Annotated in this window: 20 protein-coding genes; 9 read left to right on the top strand and 11 right to left on the bottom strand. The window is 63.7% G+C overall.

The annotated features are described in order from the left end of the window. Positions 1–117: 117 nt before the first annotated feature. Together ccmA and K0M74_RS02680 are read right to left on the bottom strand one after the other, a co-directional pair. The gene (ccmA, locus tag K0M74_RS02685) at positions 118–702 is read right to left on the bottom strand and encodes a heme ABC exporter ATP-binding protein CcmA (protein ID WP_293967623.1); all 585 of its coding nucleotides are present in this window, start codon (positions 700–702) and stop codon (positions 118–120) included. Further along, positions 699–1,118, bottom strand: coding sequence for a metallopeptidase family protein (locus K0M74_RS02680; protein ID WP_293967621.1), 420 nt, complete (start codon positions 1,116–1,118; stop codon positions 699–701). Before K0M74_RS02680 ends, ccmA begins: the two co-directional genes overlap by 4 nt. Positions 1,119–1,169: 51 nt before the next feature. Between K0M74_RS02680 and K0M74_RS02675 the strand changes: the two genes are divergently transcribed. The 3 genes from K0M74_RS02675 to K0M74_RS02665 all read left to right on the top strand — a co-directional run bounded on the left by K0M74_RS02675 (position 1,170) and on the right by K0M74_RS02665 (position 3,639). Then, positions 1,170–1,457, top strand: coding sequence for a 4a-hydroxytetrahydrobiopterin dehydratase (locus K0M74_RS02675; RefSeq protein WP_293967619.1), 288 nt, complete (start codon positions 1,170–1,172; stop codon positions 1,455–1,457). Positions 1,458–1,461: 4 nt separating this feature from the next. Then, positions 1,462–2,103: a DUF1275 family protein gene (locus tag K0M74_RS02670; RefSeq protein WP_293967617.1), complete on the top strand. Its 642-nt coding sequence runs from the start codon at positions 1,462–1,464 to the stop codon at positions 2,101–2,103. Between the two features lie 132 nt (positions 2,104–2,235). After that, positions 2,236–3,639 carry an amino acid permease gene (locus tag K0M74_RS02665; protein WP_293967615.1) on the top strand — a complete coding sequence of 468 codons (1,404 nt, stop codon included), beginning with the start codon at positions 2,236–2,238 and terminating at the stop codon, positions 3,637–3,639. 148 nt (positions 3,640–3,787) lie between these two features. On the opposite strand, the gene K0M74_RS02660 is transcribed toward K0M74_RS02665, so the two are convergent. From K0M74_RS02660 to K0M74_RS02640, 5 genes are all read right to left on the bottom strand, one after another. Continuing rightward, positions 3,788–4,117 (bottom strand): zf-TFIIB domain-containing protein, encoded by a 330-nt coding sequence (locus tag K0M74_RS02660; RefSeq protein ID WP_293967613.1) that lies wholly within the window; start codon positions 4,115–4,117, stop codon positions 3,788–3,790. A gap of 139 nt (positions 4,118–4,256) precedes the next feature. After that, positions 4,257–4,466, bottom strand: coding sequence for a helix-turn-helix transcriptional regulator (locus K0M74_RS02655; RefSeq protein ID WP_293967611.1), 210 nt, complete (start codon positions 4,464–4,466; stop codon positions 4,257–4,259). Next, complete coding sequence (locus K0M74_RS02650; protein WP_293967609.1) at positions 4,466–4,990, bottom strand: DUF2975 domain-containing protein; 525 nt, start codon at positions 4,988–4,990, stop codon at positions 4,466–4,468. Before K0M74_RS02650 ends, K0M74_RS02655 begins: the two co-directional genes overlap by 1 nt. A gap of 303 nt (positions 4,991–5,293) precedes the next feature. After that, complete coding sequence (locus K0M74_RS19790; protein WP_366932627.1) at positions 5,294–5,467, bottom strand: hypothetical protein; 174 nt, start codon at positions 5,465–5,467, stop codon at positions 5,294–5,296. Between the two features lie 70 nt (positions 5,468–5,537). Beyond that, positions 5,538–6,143: a PadR family transcriptional regulator gene (locus K0M74_RS02640; protein ID WP_293967607.1), complete on the bottom strand. Its 606-nt coding sequence runs from the start codon at positions 6,141–6,143 to the stop codon at positions 5,538–5,540. A 404-nt stretch (positions 6,144–6,547) separates the two neighbouring features. On the opposite strand from K0M74_RS02640, the gene rplJ reads away from it, so the two are divergent. Together rplJ and rplL are read left to right on the top strand one after the other, a co-directional pair. Beyond that, complete coding sequence (rplJ, locus tag K0M74_RS02635; RefSeq protein WP_088440331.1) at positions 6,548–7,063, top strand: 50S ribosomal protein L10; 516 nt, start codon at positions 6,548–6,550, stop codon at positions 7,061–7,063. Positions 7,064–7,121: 58 nt separating this feature from the next. After that, on the top strand, positions 7,122–7,493 hold the full coding sequence (gene rplL, locus K0M74_RS02630) for a 50S ribosomal protein L7/L12 (RefSeq protein ID WP_293967606.1): 372 nt from the start codon (positions 7,122–7,124) through the stop codon (positions 7,491–7,493). 116 nt (positions 7,494–7,609) lie between these two features. Here the strand turns inward: rplL and K0M74_RS02625 are convergent, their stop codons facing one another. Continuing rightward, the gene (locus tag K0M74_RS02625; RefSeq protein ID WP_293967605.1) at positions 7,610–8,677 is read right to left on the bottom strand and encodes a hypothetical protein; all 1,068 of its coding nucleotides are present in this window, start codon (positions 8,675–8,677) and stop codon (positions 7,610–7,612) included. Positions 8,678–8,962: 285 nt separating this feature from the next. Here K0M74_RS02625 and K0M74_RS02620 point away from each other — a divergent pair, with 285 nt between their 5' ends. Continuing rightward, complete coding sequence (locus tag K0M74_RS02620; protein ID WP_293967603.1) at positions 8,963–9,991, top strand: phosphoribosylglycinamide synthetase; 1,029 nt, start codon at positions 8,963–8,965, stop codon at positions 9,989–9,991. Continuing rightward, a complete protein-coding gene (locus tag K0M74_RS02615) occupies positions 9,988–10,848 on the top strand; it encodes an NTP transferase domain-containing protein (protein WP_293967601.1) in 861 nt (286 codons plus the stop codon). The genes K0M74_RS02620 and K0M74_RS02615 overlap by 4 nt, the downstream gene beginning before the upstream one ends. Here K0M74_RS02615 and K0M74_RS02610 read toward each other — a convergent pair. Next, positions 10,769–12,211: a carotenoid oxygenase family protein gene (locus tag K0M74_RS02610; RefSeq protein WP_293967599.1), complete on the bottom strand. Its 1,443-nt coding sequence runs from the start codon at positions 12,209–12,211 to the stop codon at positions 10,769–10,771. The genes K0M74_RS02615 and K0M74_RS02610 overlap by 80 nt on opposite strands. Before the next feature lie 86 nt (positions 12,212–12,297). On the opposite strand from K0M74_RS02610, the gene K0M74_RS02605 reads away from it, so the two are divergent. Further along, positions 12,298–12,909: a TetR/AcrR family transcriptional regulator gene (locus K0M74_RS02605; protein WP_293967597.1), complete on the top strand. Its 612-nt coding sequence runs from the start codon at positions 12,298–12,300 to the stop codon at positions 12,907–12,909. A gap of 83 nt (positions 12,910–12,992) precedes the next feature. After that, positions 12,993–14,774 carry a sensor domain-containing diguanylate cyclase gene (locus K0M74_RS02600; protein ID WP_293967595.1) on the top strand — a complete coding sequence of 594 codons (1,782 nt, stop codon included), beginning with the start codon at positions 12,993–12,995 and terminating at the stop codon, positions 14,772–14,774. A 92-nt stretch (positions 14,775–14,866) separates the two neighbouring features. On the opposite strand, the gene K0M74_RS02595 is transcribed toward K0M74_RS02600, so the two are convergent. Both K0M74_RS02595 and K0M74_RS02590 read right to left on the bottom strand, forming a co-directional pair. Next, a complete protein-coding gene (locus K0M74_RS02595; protein WP_293967593.1) occupies positions 14,867–15,523 on the bottom strand; it encodes a Fe2+-dependent dioxygenase in 657 nt (218 codons plus the stop codon). Continuing rightward, a partial coding sequence (locus K0M74_RS02590) for a hypothetical protein (protein WP_293967591.1) occupies positions 15,511–16,387 on the bottom strand: 877 nt, incomplete at its 5' end. The genes K0M74_RS02595 and K0M74_RS02590, both read right to left, overlap by 13 nt.

Genomic DNA, 16,387 nt, shown 5'->3' with positions numbered 1-16,387 from the left:
GGGTTCGCCCCTGCGTTTCCCCCCCCCGGGCATTGCCTCCCCACCCTAACAAATCCAGAGAAGCTAAAACCCCCCTGGATTGCTTCGCTTCGCTCGAAATGACGAAGGGTAAGAGCATCACGCCAGCGCCGCCATGTCCAGCTCAGCCAGATCACCAATCCTCAGCGCAAAATGCGAAGCCAGCAGCACCGCTCCGCCATTACCCCGATGCGCCGCAATCGCCGCCACCAGCCGGCCTTGCGCCGCATCGTCCATCCCGTTCGCGGGCTCGTCGAGCAGCCAGATCGGCGCCCCCGACGCGATCACGCGCACCATCGCGGCGCGCTTGCGCTGCCCGGTCGACAGCATCGCCACCGGCACCTCGCTCAGCGGCGCCATCGCCATCGCCGCCATCGCGCGGTCGACCGCATGGCCGTCGACGGTATCGACCCGCGCCCAGAAATCGAGCGCGCGTCGCAGCGGCAGTTCGGCGTCGAGCGCCGAGGCCTCGTCGATTAGCGCGCAGCGCCCGCGCCGCTCGACCGTCCCCGCCGCGGCGCGGAGCAGTCCCGCAGCCAGCCGGATCAGGCTCGACTTGCCCGCGCCATTCGGCCCGCGCAGCCACAGCGCGTCGCCTGGCGCCAGTGCCAGCGACAGGTTTTCGAACAGCAACCGGTCGCCGCGGATGCACGCCACCCCATCGAGCCGCAAAAGCTCGCTCACGCCATATCTTCCAGCGCGTGCATATCATCGTCCGAAAAACCGAAATGATGCCCGATCTCGTGGATCAGAACGTGCCGCACCAGCCGGTCGAGCCGCTCACCAGTCTCGATCCATTCGACCAATATGGGAATGCGGTACAGCGTCACCCGGTCGGGCATCCCGCCGCTTTCGCTGACGCTTCGTTCGGTCAGCGGGCGGCCTTCGTACAGCCCGGTCAGGTCATAGGGATGCTCGATGTCGAGCGATTTCAGCACTTCATCGTCGGCAAATTCTTCGATCGAAATCACCACGCCCTGAATATGCGGCAGAAACACCGCGGGCATGGTGTCGAGCGCGACCTCGGCCATCGCGAACATCGCGTCGGCATCGGGGGCGATTCCGGTCCATCCGGCTGGCAGGGCAGACTTGTCGGTCATCGCGCCCTTCCTTATGGCGGCGGCACGGCCTTTACCAGCGGGAGAAAATTCATGGTCCAGAAACTCGACAACGACGCCCGCGCCGCGCTGCTCACCCGCTTCCCCGACTGGACGCACGAACCGACCCGCGACGCGATCACTCGCCGCTTCACCTTCGACGACTTCGCCCAGGCGTTCGGCTTCATGGCCAGTGTCGCGATCATCGCCGAAAAAATGGACCACCATCCCGAATGGTCGAACGTTTATAACCGCGTCGACATCTTGCTGACGACGCACGACGCCGACGGCCTGTCGGAGCGCGATGCCAAGCTGGCCGAAGTCATCGAGCGGCTGCTCTGATCGCATGATCCGCTTCGACCCCTCGCATCAACTGCTCGCCTTCGGCGTCGCCATCCTCGCCGGGTATGTCGATGCCATCGGCTTCGTCGAATCGGCAGGGTTTTTCGTCTCGTTCATGACCGGTAATTCGACCCGGCTCGCGGTCGGACTGGCCGAGGCGCAGCACGCTGCGCTGGTCGCCGCGATCATCATCGCGGTGTTCGTCACCGGGGTGGTGGCGGGATCGCTGGTCGGCGCGCACGCCGGGCGGCGGCGCACACCCGCAGTGCTGTTCGGCGTCACCATCTTGCTGGCCATCGCCACCTTGCTGCGGCTGGAGGGCGAGGGCTGGAGCGCCATCCTGTCGCTTGCACTCGCAATGGGCGTTGCCAACGCCGCCATCGCGGGCCGCGATGGGTCGGTGATCGGGGTTACCTATATGACCGGCACTTTGGTTCAGATGGGGCAAAAGATCGCCAACGCCGTGCGCGGCGAAGGCGATCGGCGCTGGCTTCACCACCTCGGCCTGTGGGCGGCGCTCGTCGGCGGCGCATTGCTCGGCGCGCGCGCCGTCATCTGGTCACCGCCCCTAGCCTATGCGCTCGCGGTCGCGCTCGCCGCGGTGCTGGCCCTGCGTGCGGGCTGGGTCGTTCGCGATGTTGCGTAGTGGGCCCTTGGTTGAACCGTCTGCTTCCGGCTACAAATCGGTCTTGCGCCCGATTCCGACAGCGCATCTTGCGCTCGTGTCACACCAGTCTAAAAGGCAGGAAAATTTTTTTCCTTTAGGAGAGGGGTCCAAATGTCCGACAGCCTGCTGCGCCGTAAACCGATAGTTCCGGAACAGCAGGAGGGGCATGGGCTCGCGCGCACGCTCGGCTGGCCGCATCTGATCGCGCTCGGCGTCGGGGCAATCGTCGGCACCGGCATTTTGACGCTGATCGGGGTGGGCGCCGACAAGGCTGGCCCCGCCGTGATCCTCGCCTTCGGCATCGCGGGCCTGATCTGCGCCTGCGCCTGCGCCGCGCTCGCCTATGCCGAAATGGCGACGATGATCCCTGCGTCGGGCAGCGCCTACACCTACTCCTATGTCGTGATTGGAGAACTCATCGCCTGGGTCGTCGGGTGGAGCCTCATTCTCGAATATTCGCTGGTGGTCAGCGCGGTCGCGGTCGGCTGGTCGGGCTATGCTGCGCCCTTGCTGGAGGCATGGGCGGGTGTGCCGATGGCGCTGATGCAGGGGCCGGAACTCGGCGGCATCGTTAACCTCCCGGCGATCGCGATCATCGCGGTCGTCGCGGGGCTGTTGCTCGTCGGCACGCGCGAAAGCGCCACGCTCAACGCGATCCTCGTCGTCGTGAAAGTTATTGCGCTGGTGATCTTTGTCGCGGTCGCGCTCCCCGCGTTCAACGCCGCTAATCTTGAACCCTTCAGCCCTTATGGCTTTGCCAAAGATATGGGGTCGGACGGGGTCGAGCGCGGCGTGATGGCCGCTGCGGCGATCATCTTTTTCGCCTTCTACGGCTTCGACGCCATTGCGACGGCGGCGGAAGAAACGAAAAACCCCGACCGCGATCTCAAGATCGGTATTGTCGGGTCGATGTTTGTTTGCGTCGTCATCTATATCGCGGTTGCGGTCGCTGCGGTCGGTGCGATTGCGTACACCCGCTTCGCCAACAGCCCCGAACCGCTGGCACTGATCCTGCGCGAACTCGGCAGTCCGCTGGCGGCGCAATATCTTGCGGTGTCGGCGATCATCGCGCTGCCGACCGTGATCCTCGCCTTCTTCTATGGACAGAGCCGCATCTTCTTTACCATGGCGCGCGACGGCCTGCTGCCCGCCAGCCTCGCGACCCTGTCGTCGCGCGGTACCCCGGTGCGCATCACCATCTTCACTGCGCTTGTCGTCGCCGTGCTCGCGGGCTTTATCCCGCTCGGCGAACTCGCGGCGCTCGCCAATGCCGGAACGCTCGCCGCGTTCACCGCGGTGTCGATCTGCATGCTGATCATGCGCGTCCGCGCTCCCGACGCCCCGCGCACTTTCCGTGCCCCGATGCCGTGGGTGATCGGCGCCATCGCGGTGCTCGGCTGTATCTATCTGTTCTTCAGCCTGCCGGCACAGACGCAGCTATGGTTCCTGGTGTGGAACGTCGTCGGGCTGGCGGTCTATTTCCTCTACGCCCGGCGGAATGCGGTGGTGGGCTGACTAAGTTCCTCCCTGTGGCGGAGCCATGGGGAGGGGGACCGTCGCCGTAGGCGATGGTGGAGGGGCGGCGACTTCCCGCCATGGCCCCTCCGTCAGCGCTTTGCGCTGCCATCTCCCCATCGCTACGCGACAGGGAGGATCGTTCAGCTTAGTCGAACAACTCGCTCAAAAAGCTCTTCTTGTAATTCTTCTTGTAAGGCTTGCCGCCATAATAGCGGTCGTCATTGCCGTGCTCGCGATACTGCGGCTGCTGCTGATAGGGCGGCGGCGGAGGCGGCGGTGCCGACGCACGCGGGGCAGGGGCGGCCGCCGCTTCGCTGCGCTCGATAATCTTATCGAGCTCGCCGCGGTCCAGCCACACGCCGCGGCACTGCGGGCAATAATCGATTTCGATCCCCTGCCGCTCCGACATCGTCAAGTTCACGCGGCAGGTCGGGCAAAGCAGGCCATGGGGGTCGGTCACGGATGATCCTTTCATCGGTTGCGGAAACGGCGGCTGGCAAATCCGTCGGTTGGTCCAACGCATCATTGCAGATTCGCGTTCCGCGTCAAACCGACAAAGAAAACCCCGCCCCGACCGGGGGCGGAGCGGGGTCAGGGTCCGGCCGGCGGCACGGTCAGCATTCGGTTTCGAACACCAACAGGTCGCCCGGCTGGCACTCCAGCTCGGTGCAAATCGCCTCCAGCGTCGAAAAGCGCATCGCCTTCGCCTTGCCGGTTTTCAGGATCGACAGATTGGCCAGCGTGATTCCGATGCGGTCGGACAGGTCGGTCAGCGTCATCCGCTTTGCGTGCAGCAGGTCATCGAGTTTCACGACGATCGCCATCACACGGTCCCTTCCAGCTCGTCGCGCATCGCCGCGCCCTGTTCGAACACCGCCGCCAGGACAAAGGCGAGCAGGATCGCGAGCAGGCTGCTGATCGAAAGGCCGCCCATCTCGCTGAACTCGCTGCCCGCCTTGGCGATGCTGCTGGCGGTCCAGTGCAGGGGGATGGCCAGCAACTGGACCGCGACCAGCGCCCAGCCGATCCGGCGCAGTCGTGCCGCATTGTCGGCGATGAAGGGATCACGCGCGGCGCTGGCGACCAGCGCCTGCAACTGGCGGATGATATAGCCCGCTGCGGTCAGGATCGCGACGAGCAACAGCATCAGCAGTCCCAGCGGAAAGCGCATCATTGTCGCGTTGATGAACTCGGGGGTGCTACGAATTTCGGTCATCACCTCGGGCCAGGCGACGAGCAGCGCAACCGCGACCCCGGCAACGATAAGCGCCGCGGCGATGATCAGCCCCAGCGTCAGCCAAAGCAAGCCGCGGGTCGCGCGGAGCAGGGTGGGGTTAGCAGTAGGCATATCGTTCTCCGATAGATTGCTTATCGAATAACAATATATGACGAGACGCGCTTATCGTCAATCGATAATATTGAAGAACGATAAGATCGCTTCACCGCACTTGTCATTGAGAGCGGAGCGGGCCGAAGGCGGCCGTAGGCCGATCAATCCAGAGCGGTTTACGCACGCTCCGGATTGCCGCGTCGCCTCGGCTCCTCGCAATGATTAGAAGATAAGGCGTGACGACGATCACCCCTTCTGCCAGCCGAACGTCAGGGGCGCCTCGCGAAACGTGGAGCGGCCGAGGTGGCGCGCGACGGCGCCCTACAGTCCCTCGAGCTGCCCCCCGACGCTGGCGTCGATGCGGACCCCCGGCCTGTCGGGCCCGGCATCGAAGGTCACCAGCGCATTGCCCGGCCAGTCGGCTCCGCGCGCATCCTTCGGAAAGGTCAGGGTGCCGTGGTCGGCGGTGAACTCGACCTGCAAATTTGCTGCCAATGCTTGCACAGCGGTTGCAGATATTTGCTCGCATGCGCGGCCGGCACCGCCGCGGTGGCACTGACCGTCATTACAGCCGCTCGATCTTTTGCGCCGCCTCGTCGATCAGCGCGACAATGTCGTGCAGCGCCGCCTTGTCGAGATCGCGGTCGCCCAGCCGGTCCATCAGCACCTGGCGCAAATTGCCCATCGCGCGGCGGACCGACGCCGAGTCCGTGCGCTGCGTTTCTTCGCCGACCGCGGTCAGGCGCGCGATCGCCGCATCGACAACGTCCGCATGGGCTTCCAGCTCGGCGCGTCCGGCGTCGGTGATCGCGAACAGCTTTTTGGCGCCCTCGCTCTGTTGCGCCTCGATCTGCCCCATGTCGTCGAGCAGGGTCAGCGTCGGATAGATCACCCCGGGGCTTGGCGCATAGGCGCCGCCGGTCAGCTCCTCAATCTGGCGGATCAGGTCGTATCCGTGTCGGGGTTCGTCGCCGATCAGTTTCAGCAGCACCAGCCGCAGCTCGCCGCTGTCGAACATCCGCCGCCGCTCGCCGCGCTCGCCCCGGCCACTGCCCCCGCTTCGGCCGCCAAAGCCATGTCCGAAGCCATGACCAAAGCCGCGCCCGCCACCGCGGTGGATCGCCCGCCGCCCGCCACAACCGCGGCCTTCCATTTTCGCATAAAATATCATGGTTATTCCTTTGATTGATTCTCGATGCGTCTAAGATATATCTTGGTTTGAACTTTGCAAGGTGTTCGATGCGCACTGGGTGGCAAAATCATCCGCGCTCCGCCTTGACTTCCGGTCGTTTCCGGCTATTAGCACCCCCGTGTTGCTACGGCTCCGGCCGCGGCAATTCCGTCCGAGACAGTTGGTGCAGGGGATTTGCCCTGCTTAATTTCCAGCCGAGACGGGGAACAGTCTTTTTCGGTCGCCCGCCTGTCTGTCAGGCGACGCGTCTTGACCGACCCCTTCGGACATCGTTGCGCAAAAACGGGGGAGCCTTGGCTCGCGTCTGGTTTTGCGTGTGTTAGCCGCCCGGTGGCGCGTGCGTTTCGGCGTCCGCGCATCCGGGCACAGAGTGGAGTATAGGCATGGATCGTACGGAAAAGGCCGAAGCCGTATCCTCGCTGAACGCTACGCTGGCATCAGCTGCCTCGGTTGTGGTCGTCCGCAACCTCGGCATGACCGTCGCTCAGTCGACGGTGCTGCGCCAGCAGATGCGCGATGCAGGAGCCGACTTTCGCGTCACGAAGAACCGTCTTGCCAAAATCGCGCTCGACGGCACGTCCTATGGCGGGATCGGCGAACTGCTGACCGGCCCCACCGCGCTTGCAACCTCGACCGATCCGGTCGCGGCAGCCAAGATCGTGGTGGAATTTGCCAAGACCAACGACAAGCTTGAAATCGTTGGCGGTGGCATGGGCGACGTGGTGCTCGACGTGAATGGCGTCAAAGCGCTGGCTTCGCTTCCCTCGCTCGACGAGCTGCGCGCCAAGATCATTGGTCTGGTGCAGGCTCCGGCTACCAAGGTTGCGCAGATTGCCGCAGCCCCGGCTGGCCAGCTGGCGCGGGTTTTTGGCGCATATGCCGCCAAAGAAGCAGCGTGATTTCGAACTAGTATTGAAACTTACTGCCGGGAAATCCCGGTTCTGATGGAGAATGAACATGGCTGATCTTGCAAAGATCGTTGAAGAACTTTCGGCACTGACCGTCCTCGAAGCGGCTGACCTGTCGAAGATGCTCGAAGAAAAGTGGGGCGTTTCGGCTGCTGCTGCTGTTGCTGCTGCTCCGGCTGCTGCCGCTGCTGGCCCGGCGGTTGAAGAGCAGACCGAATTCGACGTCATCCTGACGGGTGACGGCGGCAACAAGATCAACGTGATTAAGGAAGTCCGTGCGATCACCGGCCTGGGTCTTGGCGAAGCCAAGGCACTCGTCGAAGGTGCGCCGAAGGCCATCAAGGAAGGCGTGAACAAGGCAGAAGCTGAAGAGCTGAAGGCTAAGATCCTCGCCGCTGGCGGCACCGTTGAACTGAAGTAATCAGTTTGCGGATCTGGTCGGTTCATTCGACCGGCTTCTGACAAAAAGAAAGGGCGGCGCCGCGAGGCACCGCCCTTTTTTGGTGGTCAGGTGACCACGCCTGATTGTCTGGGCGCTCAGTTGGTTGAATAGCCCGGACGGAACGTGGTGGTCGTGCGCGCACGGGCCGGTTCGGGGCGGCGCACCTCCTGTTGCTGCATCGCCGGGGCAGGGCGCTGGGCGACTTCCCACGCGCTGACCGGCTTGTGCGGCATGTCCTTCTGCGCGCCAAGCGTTTCGTCATAGGCGATGCGCTCCTGACGATCAAAGAATCGCGCGCGCTTCAGGCGCTTGTTGAGCGTCGCGAACGGGTTTTCCGGCGTAGGACCGGCCATCGCCATCGCTTCATGTCGTCCCATGCTGCCGCTAGGGGCGGCTGCAAAGGCGGGCGTCGTGCGCGGGGTGGCAGTTTCCGCGGCGCGGGGTGCATAGGCCGGGCTCACCCACTGCTGGGCTTCGCTGGCGATCGGAGCGCTCGCAGCGATGGGTTTGAAACGCTGGACAGGCGCGTCGTGGACAACCTCGTCATAGGAAATTTCGTCCGCGGCGTGACGGCGACGGCGGGCAAAGGCCAGACCGGCCCCGCCGACGATTAGCAGGGCAGCGGCGCCACCGGCGATCTCCCACGGGAATTCGCCGCCCGTTGCGGTCGCGGATTCCGCAGGTGCCGGGGTCGCTTCAAGGGCGGGCTCAGAGGGCGCTGCCATCGGAGCAGCGATCGACGCCAGTTTTGAAACTGGAGGAGCGGTATCGGCAACCGGGGCTGCGACAGGAGCGGCGGCTACCGGTGCGGCTGCAGCCGAACGGCTACGCTGTTCGGCGCGGGCCGGAGCAGGCGTTTCTGCACGCTCGGCCGCGCGGGGCGCGGGGGTAGCTTCGACCGGCGCGATCTCCAGCGGCACGCGGATCACGGGGGTCGGTGTCGGGGTCTGCGCGCTCTGCGGCGCGGCGATCGGTGCGGGGGCGTTCGGTTCGGCGACCGTCGGCGGGGTTTGGGGTGCCGGTGCTTCGGTGGCCGGCCCCGCGACCGGCGGGGTCATCATGATCGTCGGCGCTTCCTGCGCGAAAGCGGCGGGGGTGGACAGGACCAAGAACGCGGCAATCGCGCTCGTGGCAGTGCGGGACAGGGCGATATTTTTCATCATAGTGAAGGACGAACGAACCGCGCCGGAAAAGCGCTGCACCGAAAGTCAGATTTCCGCGACGAGCCGTTGCGGTCGGACGGCGCGGCGAGGAATTCGCTGTAATTGGTCGTGCTTGGGTATCGGCTTTGCGGTCGGTGGGACCGCGCTGTCGTGTTTCGCCTCCGTATAAAAATTGCAGTTTCTCAGCGCTTTGGTGGTAAGAATGACACTGATCTTGCATTTCGCGGTCACTTGTCGTCACCAATTCGTCATCGCCGCGCAACCTTGGCATGGTCAACACGGCGCATGAAAACGACCGACCTTGCGCCCACCCGGCTGCCCGATCGCCTGCGTGAAACCCAGCGCCTGCTGTTCATTGCCAAACATGCCCGTTGGACCGGCGGGCTGCATGCCGACGACGGTAATCATGCCCTGTATCATCGTGAAATGCGCGAGACGCTGGAGGGATTGAACATCGAACTGCTGATCGCCGACAACTATGCCGCGCTGTTTGATCGGCCCGCCGCCGATTTTGTTTTCCCGCTGCTCAACCGCGGTGGTTTCTTCAATTCGGAAATGCTGCTGCCCCTGCTCTGCAACCAGCATGGCTTGCCCTATCTCGGCGCTTCGCCGATCGTTCGCGGTCTTTCCGACGACAAGCATCTGACCAAGCTGGAGGCCGCGGCGCGCGGCGTGCCGACCGCGCCTTGGGCGCTGTTCCGCCGCGGCACGCCGGTCGACGCGGCGCGCTGCCCGCCCGCCCGGCGCTGGGTGATCAAGCCGAACAACAGCTCCGCATCATGGGGAGTCCGCGATGCCCATGACCGGGTCGAACTGGCGCAGGCGATCGCCGAAATCCACGCGCTCGACCATGACGTGCTCGTCGAACCCTTCATCGACGGCAGCGATATCGAGGTGCCGGTGATTACGCTTGACGGCGAATCCGCGATGCTGCCGATGATGATTTTCGAGCAGGACGATCCCACCCAGCTGCGCACCTATCAGGAAAAGCGCGATCTGGTTGGCAACGTCGGCTATTGTATCAAGCGCTTCGACGATCCGCTGATCAGTCGGCAAGTCATCGAATATACGCGCCGCATGGCCGATGTGTTTCGACCCTTCGACTATGGCCGTTTCGAGTTCCGGGTCGATCAGGCGACCGGCGACGTGCGCCTTCTTGAAGTGAATCTCAACTGTAACCTGTGGTCCGAAAAGCTGTTCTCGCGCTCGGCCGTGGTCGCGGGCTTTACCCATGCGACGCTGATCGAAACGATCGTTGCCGAGAGCATGCTCCGCCAGATCGCGCCGGCGATGGCGCGGCGGGACGCGGCATGACCGGTTCGATCCTGATCCTCGCGGGGCGTCGGTCGGGCGCCGTTGATGCTTTGGCGGCAGCATATGGCGTCGCGGACAAATGTCTGGTTCCTGTCGCGGGCCGGCCGATGATCGCGCATGTTCTGAACAGTGCAGCGGCAAGCGACGCCGGGCAGATATTCGTGTCGACGCACCACTTGGGATTGTTGGCCGATTTGCAAGACCCGATAGTAAAATTGCTGGGCAATCGTCTGGTCGTTGTACCCGCGGCGGGCAATCTGGCGGACTCGGTTCTGGGTGTCGCGGGCGTAGCCCGTTTTCCGTTGCTGATCACGACCGCCGACAATTGCCTGCTGACGCCCGAAACGATCGCCGAGATCGAGGCGGAGGCCGCGCGTCTCGATGTCGAGGCGGGGGTGGCATTGGCACGGCGGGAGGATGTGTTGGCGGCGCATCCCGAAGGCCAGCGGCGTTTCTACGAATTTTCCGACGTCGCGGTGTCGAACTGCAACGCCTATTGGATCGGCCATCCCGGCGCGCTGAAGGCGACCGAGGCGTTTCGCGGCGGCGGCCAGTTCATCAAAAAACCCTTCCGCGTGATGCAGGCTTTCGGGCTAGTAAACATGCTCCGCTTCCGGTTTGGGCTCGGGCCGATCCACCACATTTTCGCACGCATCTCGCGGCATTTGAAGGTCGAAATCGCCCCACTACTGGTCAGCAACGGGGCGACGGCGATCGATGTCGACAATGAACGGTCGCTGCGCGTGACCGATGCGCTGATAGCGCGCCGCGGGACGGTCAGTCCGCTAGCCAGTTCCCATGAAACCCCGGCGGAACCCGATGCGGCAGATGAACGACAGCTTGCGGTGACCCGGTAAAATCATCGGCGTTGAGGATGACGAGCGCGGTCGTTTCGTCATTCATATTGACGACCAAGCCGATCAACCAGCCATCATCCTCGGCACTGCTCTCGCTGCGCGGGACGAAGACGAACTCGCCGGGATGGCGACCAGGGCCGAAATCATGGATGGCGGTCGAGCCCGCTTCAAGGTCATGCTTGAACAGCCGCGTTTCGGCCAGCGCCCATTCGACATTCTCGCCATCGGGCAGCGCGATACTGTAGGCGAAGCGATAGGGCTTCGTCGTCAACCGCTCATCATAGCGCGGAAATTCCTGCGCATGATCGTGGATGACGGTGCGCGTCGTTGTCCCGGCGACCGGATCGATCGTCCAGCGTTCCATGCGAGATTTCTGGCTGTCGGGCCCGCGTTTCGATTCGGCGAACATGGTTTCGTGCGCCACGACATCGACGATCACCTTGCCGTCCGCGGTCTCATACGCATTGGCGGGGTGGAAGACATAGCAGGGCTCGACCGGCACCCAGACGATACTGTCGCCGCTGCCTTTCCTGGGGAGGAGGCCAACGCGCGCCGGATGCGCGTCATTCCATGCATAGGGGAAGCGATAGCCCGCGAGCAGCATCTTCATCGAGAAGGTGACGGGGAGGTCGAACACGAGCACGTAATTTTCGGTGATCGCGCAGTCGTGGATCGAGGGTCCGTCGCTGACTGCAACCGCTTCTTCACGGATGACGTGTGCGTTGCTGTCCATCACCACGTGCCAGACCTTGTTCGGCTCGTCGCCGCGATAGGTGATCGCGTGGACCTCGTCGGTGACGGGGTCATGATGCGGATGCGCCGTGAAAGCGCCGACCAAGGTTCCGTCGAAGGGGTTATGCGCGATTGTGTTCAGCTCATAGTCCAGCTCGACCGGCTTGCCGCCCGCCTCCACGATCGCGAAGGTGCGGCCGGCGAGGCCGACGACATTGGTGTTCGGCGCGTCGTTGCGATCGGCGCGCGGGCCGGGGGGCAGGTCTTCGCCCAGCGCTTCGCAGGCTTCGCTGCCGCGGATCCAGCGGTTCCGGTACCAGTTGGCTTTGCCGCCCTCGATACGGATGCCGTGGACCATGCCCGCGCCGGTGAACCAGTGATAGCTTGCGGGATCGGGGGCGATGGCAGGGTTCGGGCCGTTGCGGAGGTAGCGACCAGTGAGCCCGGCGGGGATTTCGCCTTCGACGCGCAGGCCTGCGAGCGTCAGTTCTTCGGTCATCGGTTGGTGGATGCCCGTCAGAAAGGGGTGGGCGTCGGTGGGACGCGGTAGGCGTTTGCGATTGAAATCGGCGACTTTGCCAATGCCTTTGACGACGGCACCGCGGATGAGGGTTTCAACGTTGCTTGCCATGATCTTGCTCCTTACGGATGTTGGCGAAGGTGCCGCTTAGCGTGGAGAAGATTGCGCTGGCGACTCGAAATGTTTACGGTGGCAACATGATCGAAAAAGATAACAGTGTCAACATAAAAAGTGACGGCGCGAAAGCGGCCGGCGCTTATCATCATGGCGACTTGCGCGCGGCGGTGATTGCGGCAGGGCTGAAACGGCTGGAGGCGGGCGATGACGGCGAGCTGGGGTTGCGCGCCTTGGCGCGCGACGTCGGAGTCAGCGCTACCGCACTTTACCGCCACTTTCCCGACAAGGAGGCGCTGCTCGACGCGCTTGCCGACGAGGGGCTGCGGCGGCTGGGCGCGCGACAGGCGCAGGCGTGGCTAAAGGCCGGCGGTGGGCGCAGCGGGTTCAGGGCGACGGGGACGACCTATGTCCGTTTTGCCCATGACGAGCCCGCGCTGTTCCGCCTGAGCTTCACCCGCCAGATGTCGGCGCGCCATGCGAATGTTGGCGGCGACGGCGGCGAAGTTGCCTATAATCTGCTCCGCGCCGGGATAGGCGAAGCGTTGCCGGGCGTTGAGAACCCCGACCGTGCGGCGTTGCACGCCTGGGCGCTGGTCCATGGGCTGGCGATGCTGATCCTCGACCGGCGACTGGAGTGGGATGAGGCGATGGTCGAGGAGGTCGTCGGATTGACCTTTGGTGGCATCGCATGATCCAGTTGCACGGCGCCGCACCCCGTCCGACAAACTGTGGATAAATTAGCGGTTTCTTACTCACTTTTCGGTTAGTTGGAGGCATGATCCGGTCTTTGTCTCCCCGAGTCGAGGCGGTTTTCTGGTTCCTCCTGACCGCCACAGGCTATTATCTGCTGGCCAGCCTGTCGCTCTACGCGACCAAGGGCGCAGACAATATCGCGGCTGTGTGGCCGCCGAGCGGCTATTTTCTGGCGCTGTTGCTGTTGATGCCCGACCGGGTGCGTTATGCCGCCTTTGCCGCGATGGTGCTGGCGAGTGTCAGTGCCAATATCAGCGGGGGCGTCAATACATTGACGGCGACCGCCTACACCGTGGCGAATGCCGTCGAAGCGACGATCGCTCTGTTGCTGATCCGGCGGTTCGAGGGTGCCGAGATGTCGTTCATGGCGCCGCGCGCGGTGGGGCGCTTCTGCGTTGCGACGCTGAGTGCAAGCGCGGCGAGCGCCGTCGTGGCCACCGCGCTAACGGCCAACGGCCCGGATTTCTTTTTGTCGTGGATGACGACGGTGGCGCTGGGCATGCTGATCGTCACCCCGCCGATCGTCATGCTGGCGCGCATTGTCGGATCCAACGCGCTGAACAATATGTCGATCGCGATGAAGATTGAGGCCGTCGGACTGCTGACCATGGCGGCATTCGTTACTGGTGCTTCGTTCGCGCAATCGGAATTCCCGGTGACGTTCCTGCCTTGCGTCGCGGTCATCGTCGCGTCTTACCGACTTGGCCCGTTCGGCGCAGCGGCGGGAATGCTGATCGTTGCGGCGATTGCATCGCTGCTGACGGCGCACGGCCACGGTCCGATCGCGGCGATGAACTACAGTCAAAAGGTCGAGGTGCTGTTCCTGCAATTCTATCTGGTGACGTTGCTGTTTATTGCGCTGCCGCTGGCCGCGCTGCTGGTAGTCCAGAGACGATTGGCCAAGCGGCTGGAGCAGAGTAACCGCTGGCTGCTCCAGGCAGAAGCGGTGGCGCTTGTCGGCCACTGGCGCGTCGATCTGAAAGCGTGGACGATCCAATGGTCGGATCAAACCTATCGCGTCCACGGGCTGGAACCGGGCGTTCCGGTCGATGTCGATTACAGTGTTGCGCAATATCTGCCCGAGGATCGTGCAAAAGTTCAAAGAGTCCTGACGGAGGCAGTTCGGACGGGAGAACCGTTCGTGTATCAGGGACGGATCAAGCGGGCCGACGGAGGAATCCGGCACGTCAGGTCTCACGGGTCGATCGAAAAGGGGCGTCGGGGCAAAGCGGTCGCCATTTTCGGTACGGTTCAGGACGTCACCGAAACCGTCGAAAACGCCCGCATTCTGGAATCGGCGCGCAGCGACGCCGAACGTGTGGCCAACACCGATATGCTGACCGGCCTGCCCAATCGGCGCCATACGCTGGCAATCCTCGATCAGGTGCTGTGCGAAGCCAGGCAGCAAGGCACGCCGCTGGCAGTCGCGATCTTTGACATCGATCATTTCAAGCAGATCAACGATTCCCATGGGCACGCCGCGGGTGACGATGTGATCCGCCGTGTCGGTCAGCGCGCCAAGGCGTCGCTGCGCGAAGAAGATCTGGTCGGGCGGTTCGGCGGTGAGGAATTTGTCTGCATCCTGCGCGGACGCAGTGCCTTGTCGGCTGAACTGGTCGCTGAACGGGTACGCAAAGCGGTGCAGACCGATAGCGAAAGTGGCGACGGTCCCGGGGCGACGATCAGCATCGGCCTGGCAATCTTCGCCGACGACGAGACCGCCGAAGACCTGCTGCAGCGTGCAGACAAGGCGCTCTATATGGCAAAGCGCGGGGGCCGCAACCGGCTGCAAATGGCGGCATAGGCCGTGGCGTCTGCGTTATCCCGATGATCGACGCGCGCCGGATATCGCGCAAGCTGCGTGCGGATTCCGGACGGTTCTGACAAATGACGGCTTTAGCGCCGCCACATCCGCAGCAACTGATATTGCACCGCCTGTAACCGGGTATAGTTTTCGGGCGCCATGTTCAGCCCTTCGAGAGCGGCAACTTCGTTGAGTTCGTAGATCAGGTTCCGCTGCTGAACGTCGGGAATGAGGCTTTGGATGAATGTGATCGCGACCAGCCGCTCGCCGCGGGTCACCGGCTCGACCTCGTGCAGCGTGTGCGAGGGATAAATGATCGCGACGCCGGGCGCCTCCTTGAAGCGCAGGTCCGCGCCGCCGAGCTGGACATGCAGCGCGCCGCCGTCATAGTCGGCAGGATCGTTAAGAAACACAGTACAACTGACATCGGTACGCAGCTGGCCTTCGGGTAGTGGGATATAGGCCGTATCCGGGTGGAGGCCATAGTGCATCCCGGGCGTGTAGCGCGTCATCAATGGCGGAGCGATGCGGGCCGGAAAGGCGAACTCCATGAAATCGGGGTTCTGGACCATCGCTTCGAGCAGGATTTTCGACGATCGCTCATAGGCATTGGCATCATGAAGCTGAAGATTGTTCTTAACCTTGGAATGCGGATTGCTGATCTTGCCATCGACGAACTGACCGTCGGCGGCGATGTCGCGCAGGGCGCGAACGGCGCCGTCATCGAGAAGCTGCACTAGTTTGAACATGTGATTTCCTGGTCGTTATGGATCGGCAGATCGGCAAGACTTGTATAACGTGCCACAAGCGCTTCAACCCACGCGATTGCGTCGCCAATCGCCGCTGCATGGGTCGCTTCGGCTTGTGCCTGAAGTTCACGGCGCAGGTCGGGGCTGTAGCTATGGTCGGGCGACTTTGAATATTGGCGCATGATCGGCCCGGCTATTGCGGCGTCGATCCTTCCGGGATCGGATATCAAACCAAAATGTGCCACCTGCGCCGCGAGCGCGGCTGCTGGTTTGGCGAGCATCGCCTCGAAATCGATCCACAGGTGGCGCGGATCGCCGGGCGGAAGCGTCCGCTGTGCTGTGGCCATCTCGCACAGCCAGCTCATCGCCACCCGCGTCACCGGGGGCAGCTGCCAAAGCGCCGCATCAAGGTCAGGAAGCAAGGCGGCCAGCCGTGCCATGCGGGCCGATGCTTGGGCGAGCGTTTCGGCCAGCGATGCTTCGCCGGCGAGGATCGTTGCTATGTAGGGGCGGAGCGGGGCGTACAGAAACAGACTGCGTCCGTCGGCTTTGGTCAGGTCGGCGGCGATGGCGGTGATGACGCTCGATGCCTTGACCATGGCGCGTTGGCCGGGACCAAAACCACGGCCAAGCCAGCCCAGCGCCTGTCCTAGACGGGTCTGGTACCGATCGGGCGACCAGACCGACTCTGGCCGCTCGATCCGCTCGGCGACCTGCGCGAGCGTTCGCAGCAACATCGGTTCGCGCAGCGGCAGTACATCGCTGGCCTCAGCCAGCAGGCGCGAGACGAGCGTCGATCCGACATGGCCGATATGAAACATGAAATCGGGCCGCGGGGGGGGGGGGGGGGGGGGGGGGGGGGCG

The sequence above is a fragment of the Sphingopyxis sp. genome (assembly GCF_019459305.1).
In the GTDB taxonomy this organism is placed as follows: Bacteria; Pseudomonadota; Alphaproteobacteria; order Sphingomonadales; family Sphingomonadaceae; genus Sphingopyxis.
Note: the sequence above shows the minus strand (reverse complement) of the source record. Positions and strands in the feature narration are given on the sequence as shown.

Bases quoted from the DNA above. Each gene is read 5' to 3' on its own strand.
- K0M74_RS02660 (WP_293967613.1), bottom strand. From the start codon at position 4,117: ATGAAAGGATCATCCGTGACCGACCCCCATGGCCTGCTTTGCCCGACC.
- K0M74_RS02650 (WP_293967609.1), bottom strand. From the start codon at position 4,990: ATGCCTACTGCTAACCCCACCCTGCTCCGCGCGACCCGCGGCTTGCTT.
- K0M74_RS02680 (WP_293967621.1), bottom strand. From the start codon at position 1,118: ATGACCGACAAGTCTGCCCTGCCAGCCGGATGGACCGGAATCGCCCCC.
- K0M74_RS02620 (WP_293967603.1), top strand. From the start codon at position 8,963: ATGAAAACGACCGACCTTGCGCCCACCCGGCTGCCCGATCGCCTGCGT.
- K0M74_RS02600 (WP_293967595.1), top strand. From the start codon at position 12,993: ATGATCCGGTCTTTGTCTCCCCGAGTCGAGGCGGTTTTCTGGTTCCTC.
- rplL (WP_293967606.1), top strand. From the start codon at position 7,122: ATGGCTGATCTTGCAAAGATCGTTGAAGAACTTTCGGCACTGACCGTC.
- K0M74_RS02655 (WP_293967611.1), bottom strand. From the start codon at position 4,466: ATGGCGATCGTCGTGAAACTCGATGACCTGCTGCACGCAAAGCGGATG.
- K0M74_RS02595 (WP_293967593.1), bottom strand. From the start codon at position 15,523: ATGTTCAAACTAGTGCAGCTTCTCGATGACGGCGCCGTTCGCGCCCTG.
- K0M74_RS02670 (WP_293967617.1), top strand. From the start codon at position 1,462: ATGATCCGCTTCGACCCCTCGCATCAACTGCTCGCCTTCGGCGTCGCC.
- K0M74_RS02625 (WP_293967605.1), bottom strand. From the start codon at position 8,677: ATGATGAAAAATATCGCCCTGTCCCGCACTGCCACGAGCGCGATTGCC.
- K0M74_RS02640 (WP_293967607.1), bottom strand. From the start codon at position 6,143: ATGATATTTTATGCGAAAATGGAAGGCCGCGGTTGTGGCGGGCGGCGG.
- K0M74_RS02615 (WP_293967601.1), top strand. From the start codon at position 9,988: ATGACCGGTTCGATCCTGATCCTCGCGGGGCGTCGGTCGGGCGCCGTT.
- K0M74_RS02665 (WP_293967615.1), top strand. From the start codon at position 2,236: ATGTCCGACAGCCTGCTGCGCCGTAAACCGATAGTTCCGGAACAGCAG.
- K0M74_RS02610 (WP_293967599.1), bottom strand. From the start codon at position 12,211: ATGGCAAGCAACGTTGAAACCCTCATCCGCGGTGCCGTCGTCAAAGGC.
- K0M74_RS02605 (WP_293967597.1), top strand. From the start codon at position 12,298: ATGATCGAAAAAGATAACAGTGTCAACATAAAAAGTGACGGCGCGAAA.
- rplJ (WP_088440331.1), top strand. From the start codon at position 6,548: ATGGATCGTACGGAAAAGGCCGAAGCCGTATCCTCGCTGAACGCTACG.
- K0M74_RS02675 (WP_293967619.1), top strand. From the start codon at position 1,170: ATGGTCCAGAAACTCGACAACGACGCCCGCGCCGCGCTGCTCACCCGC.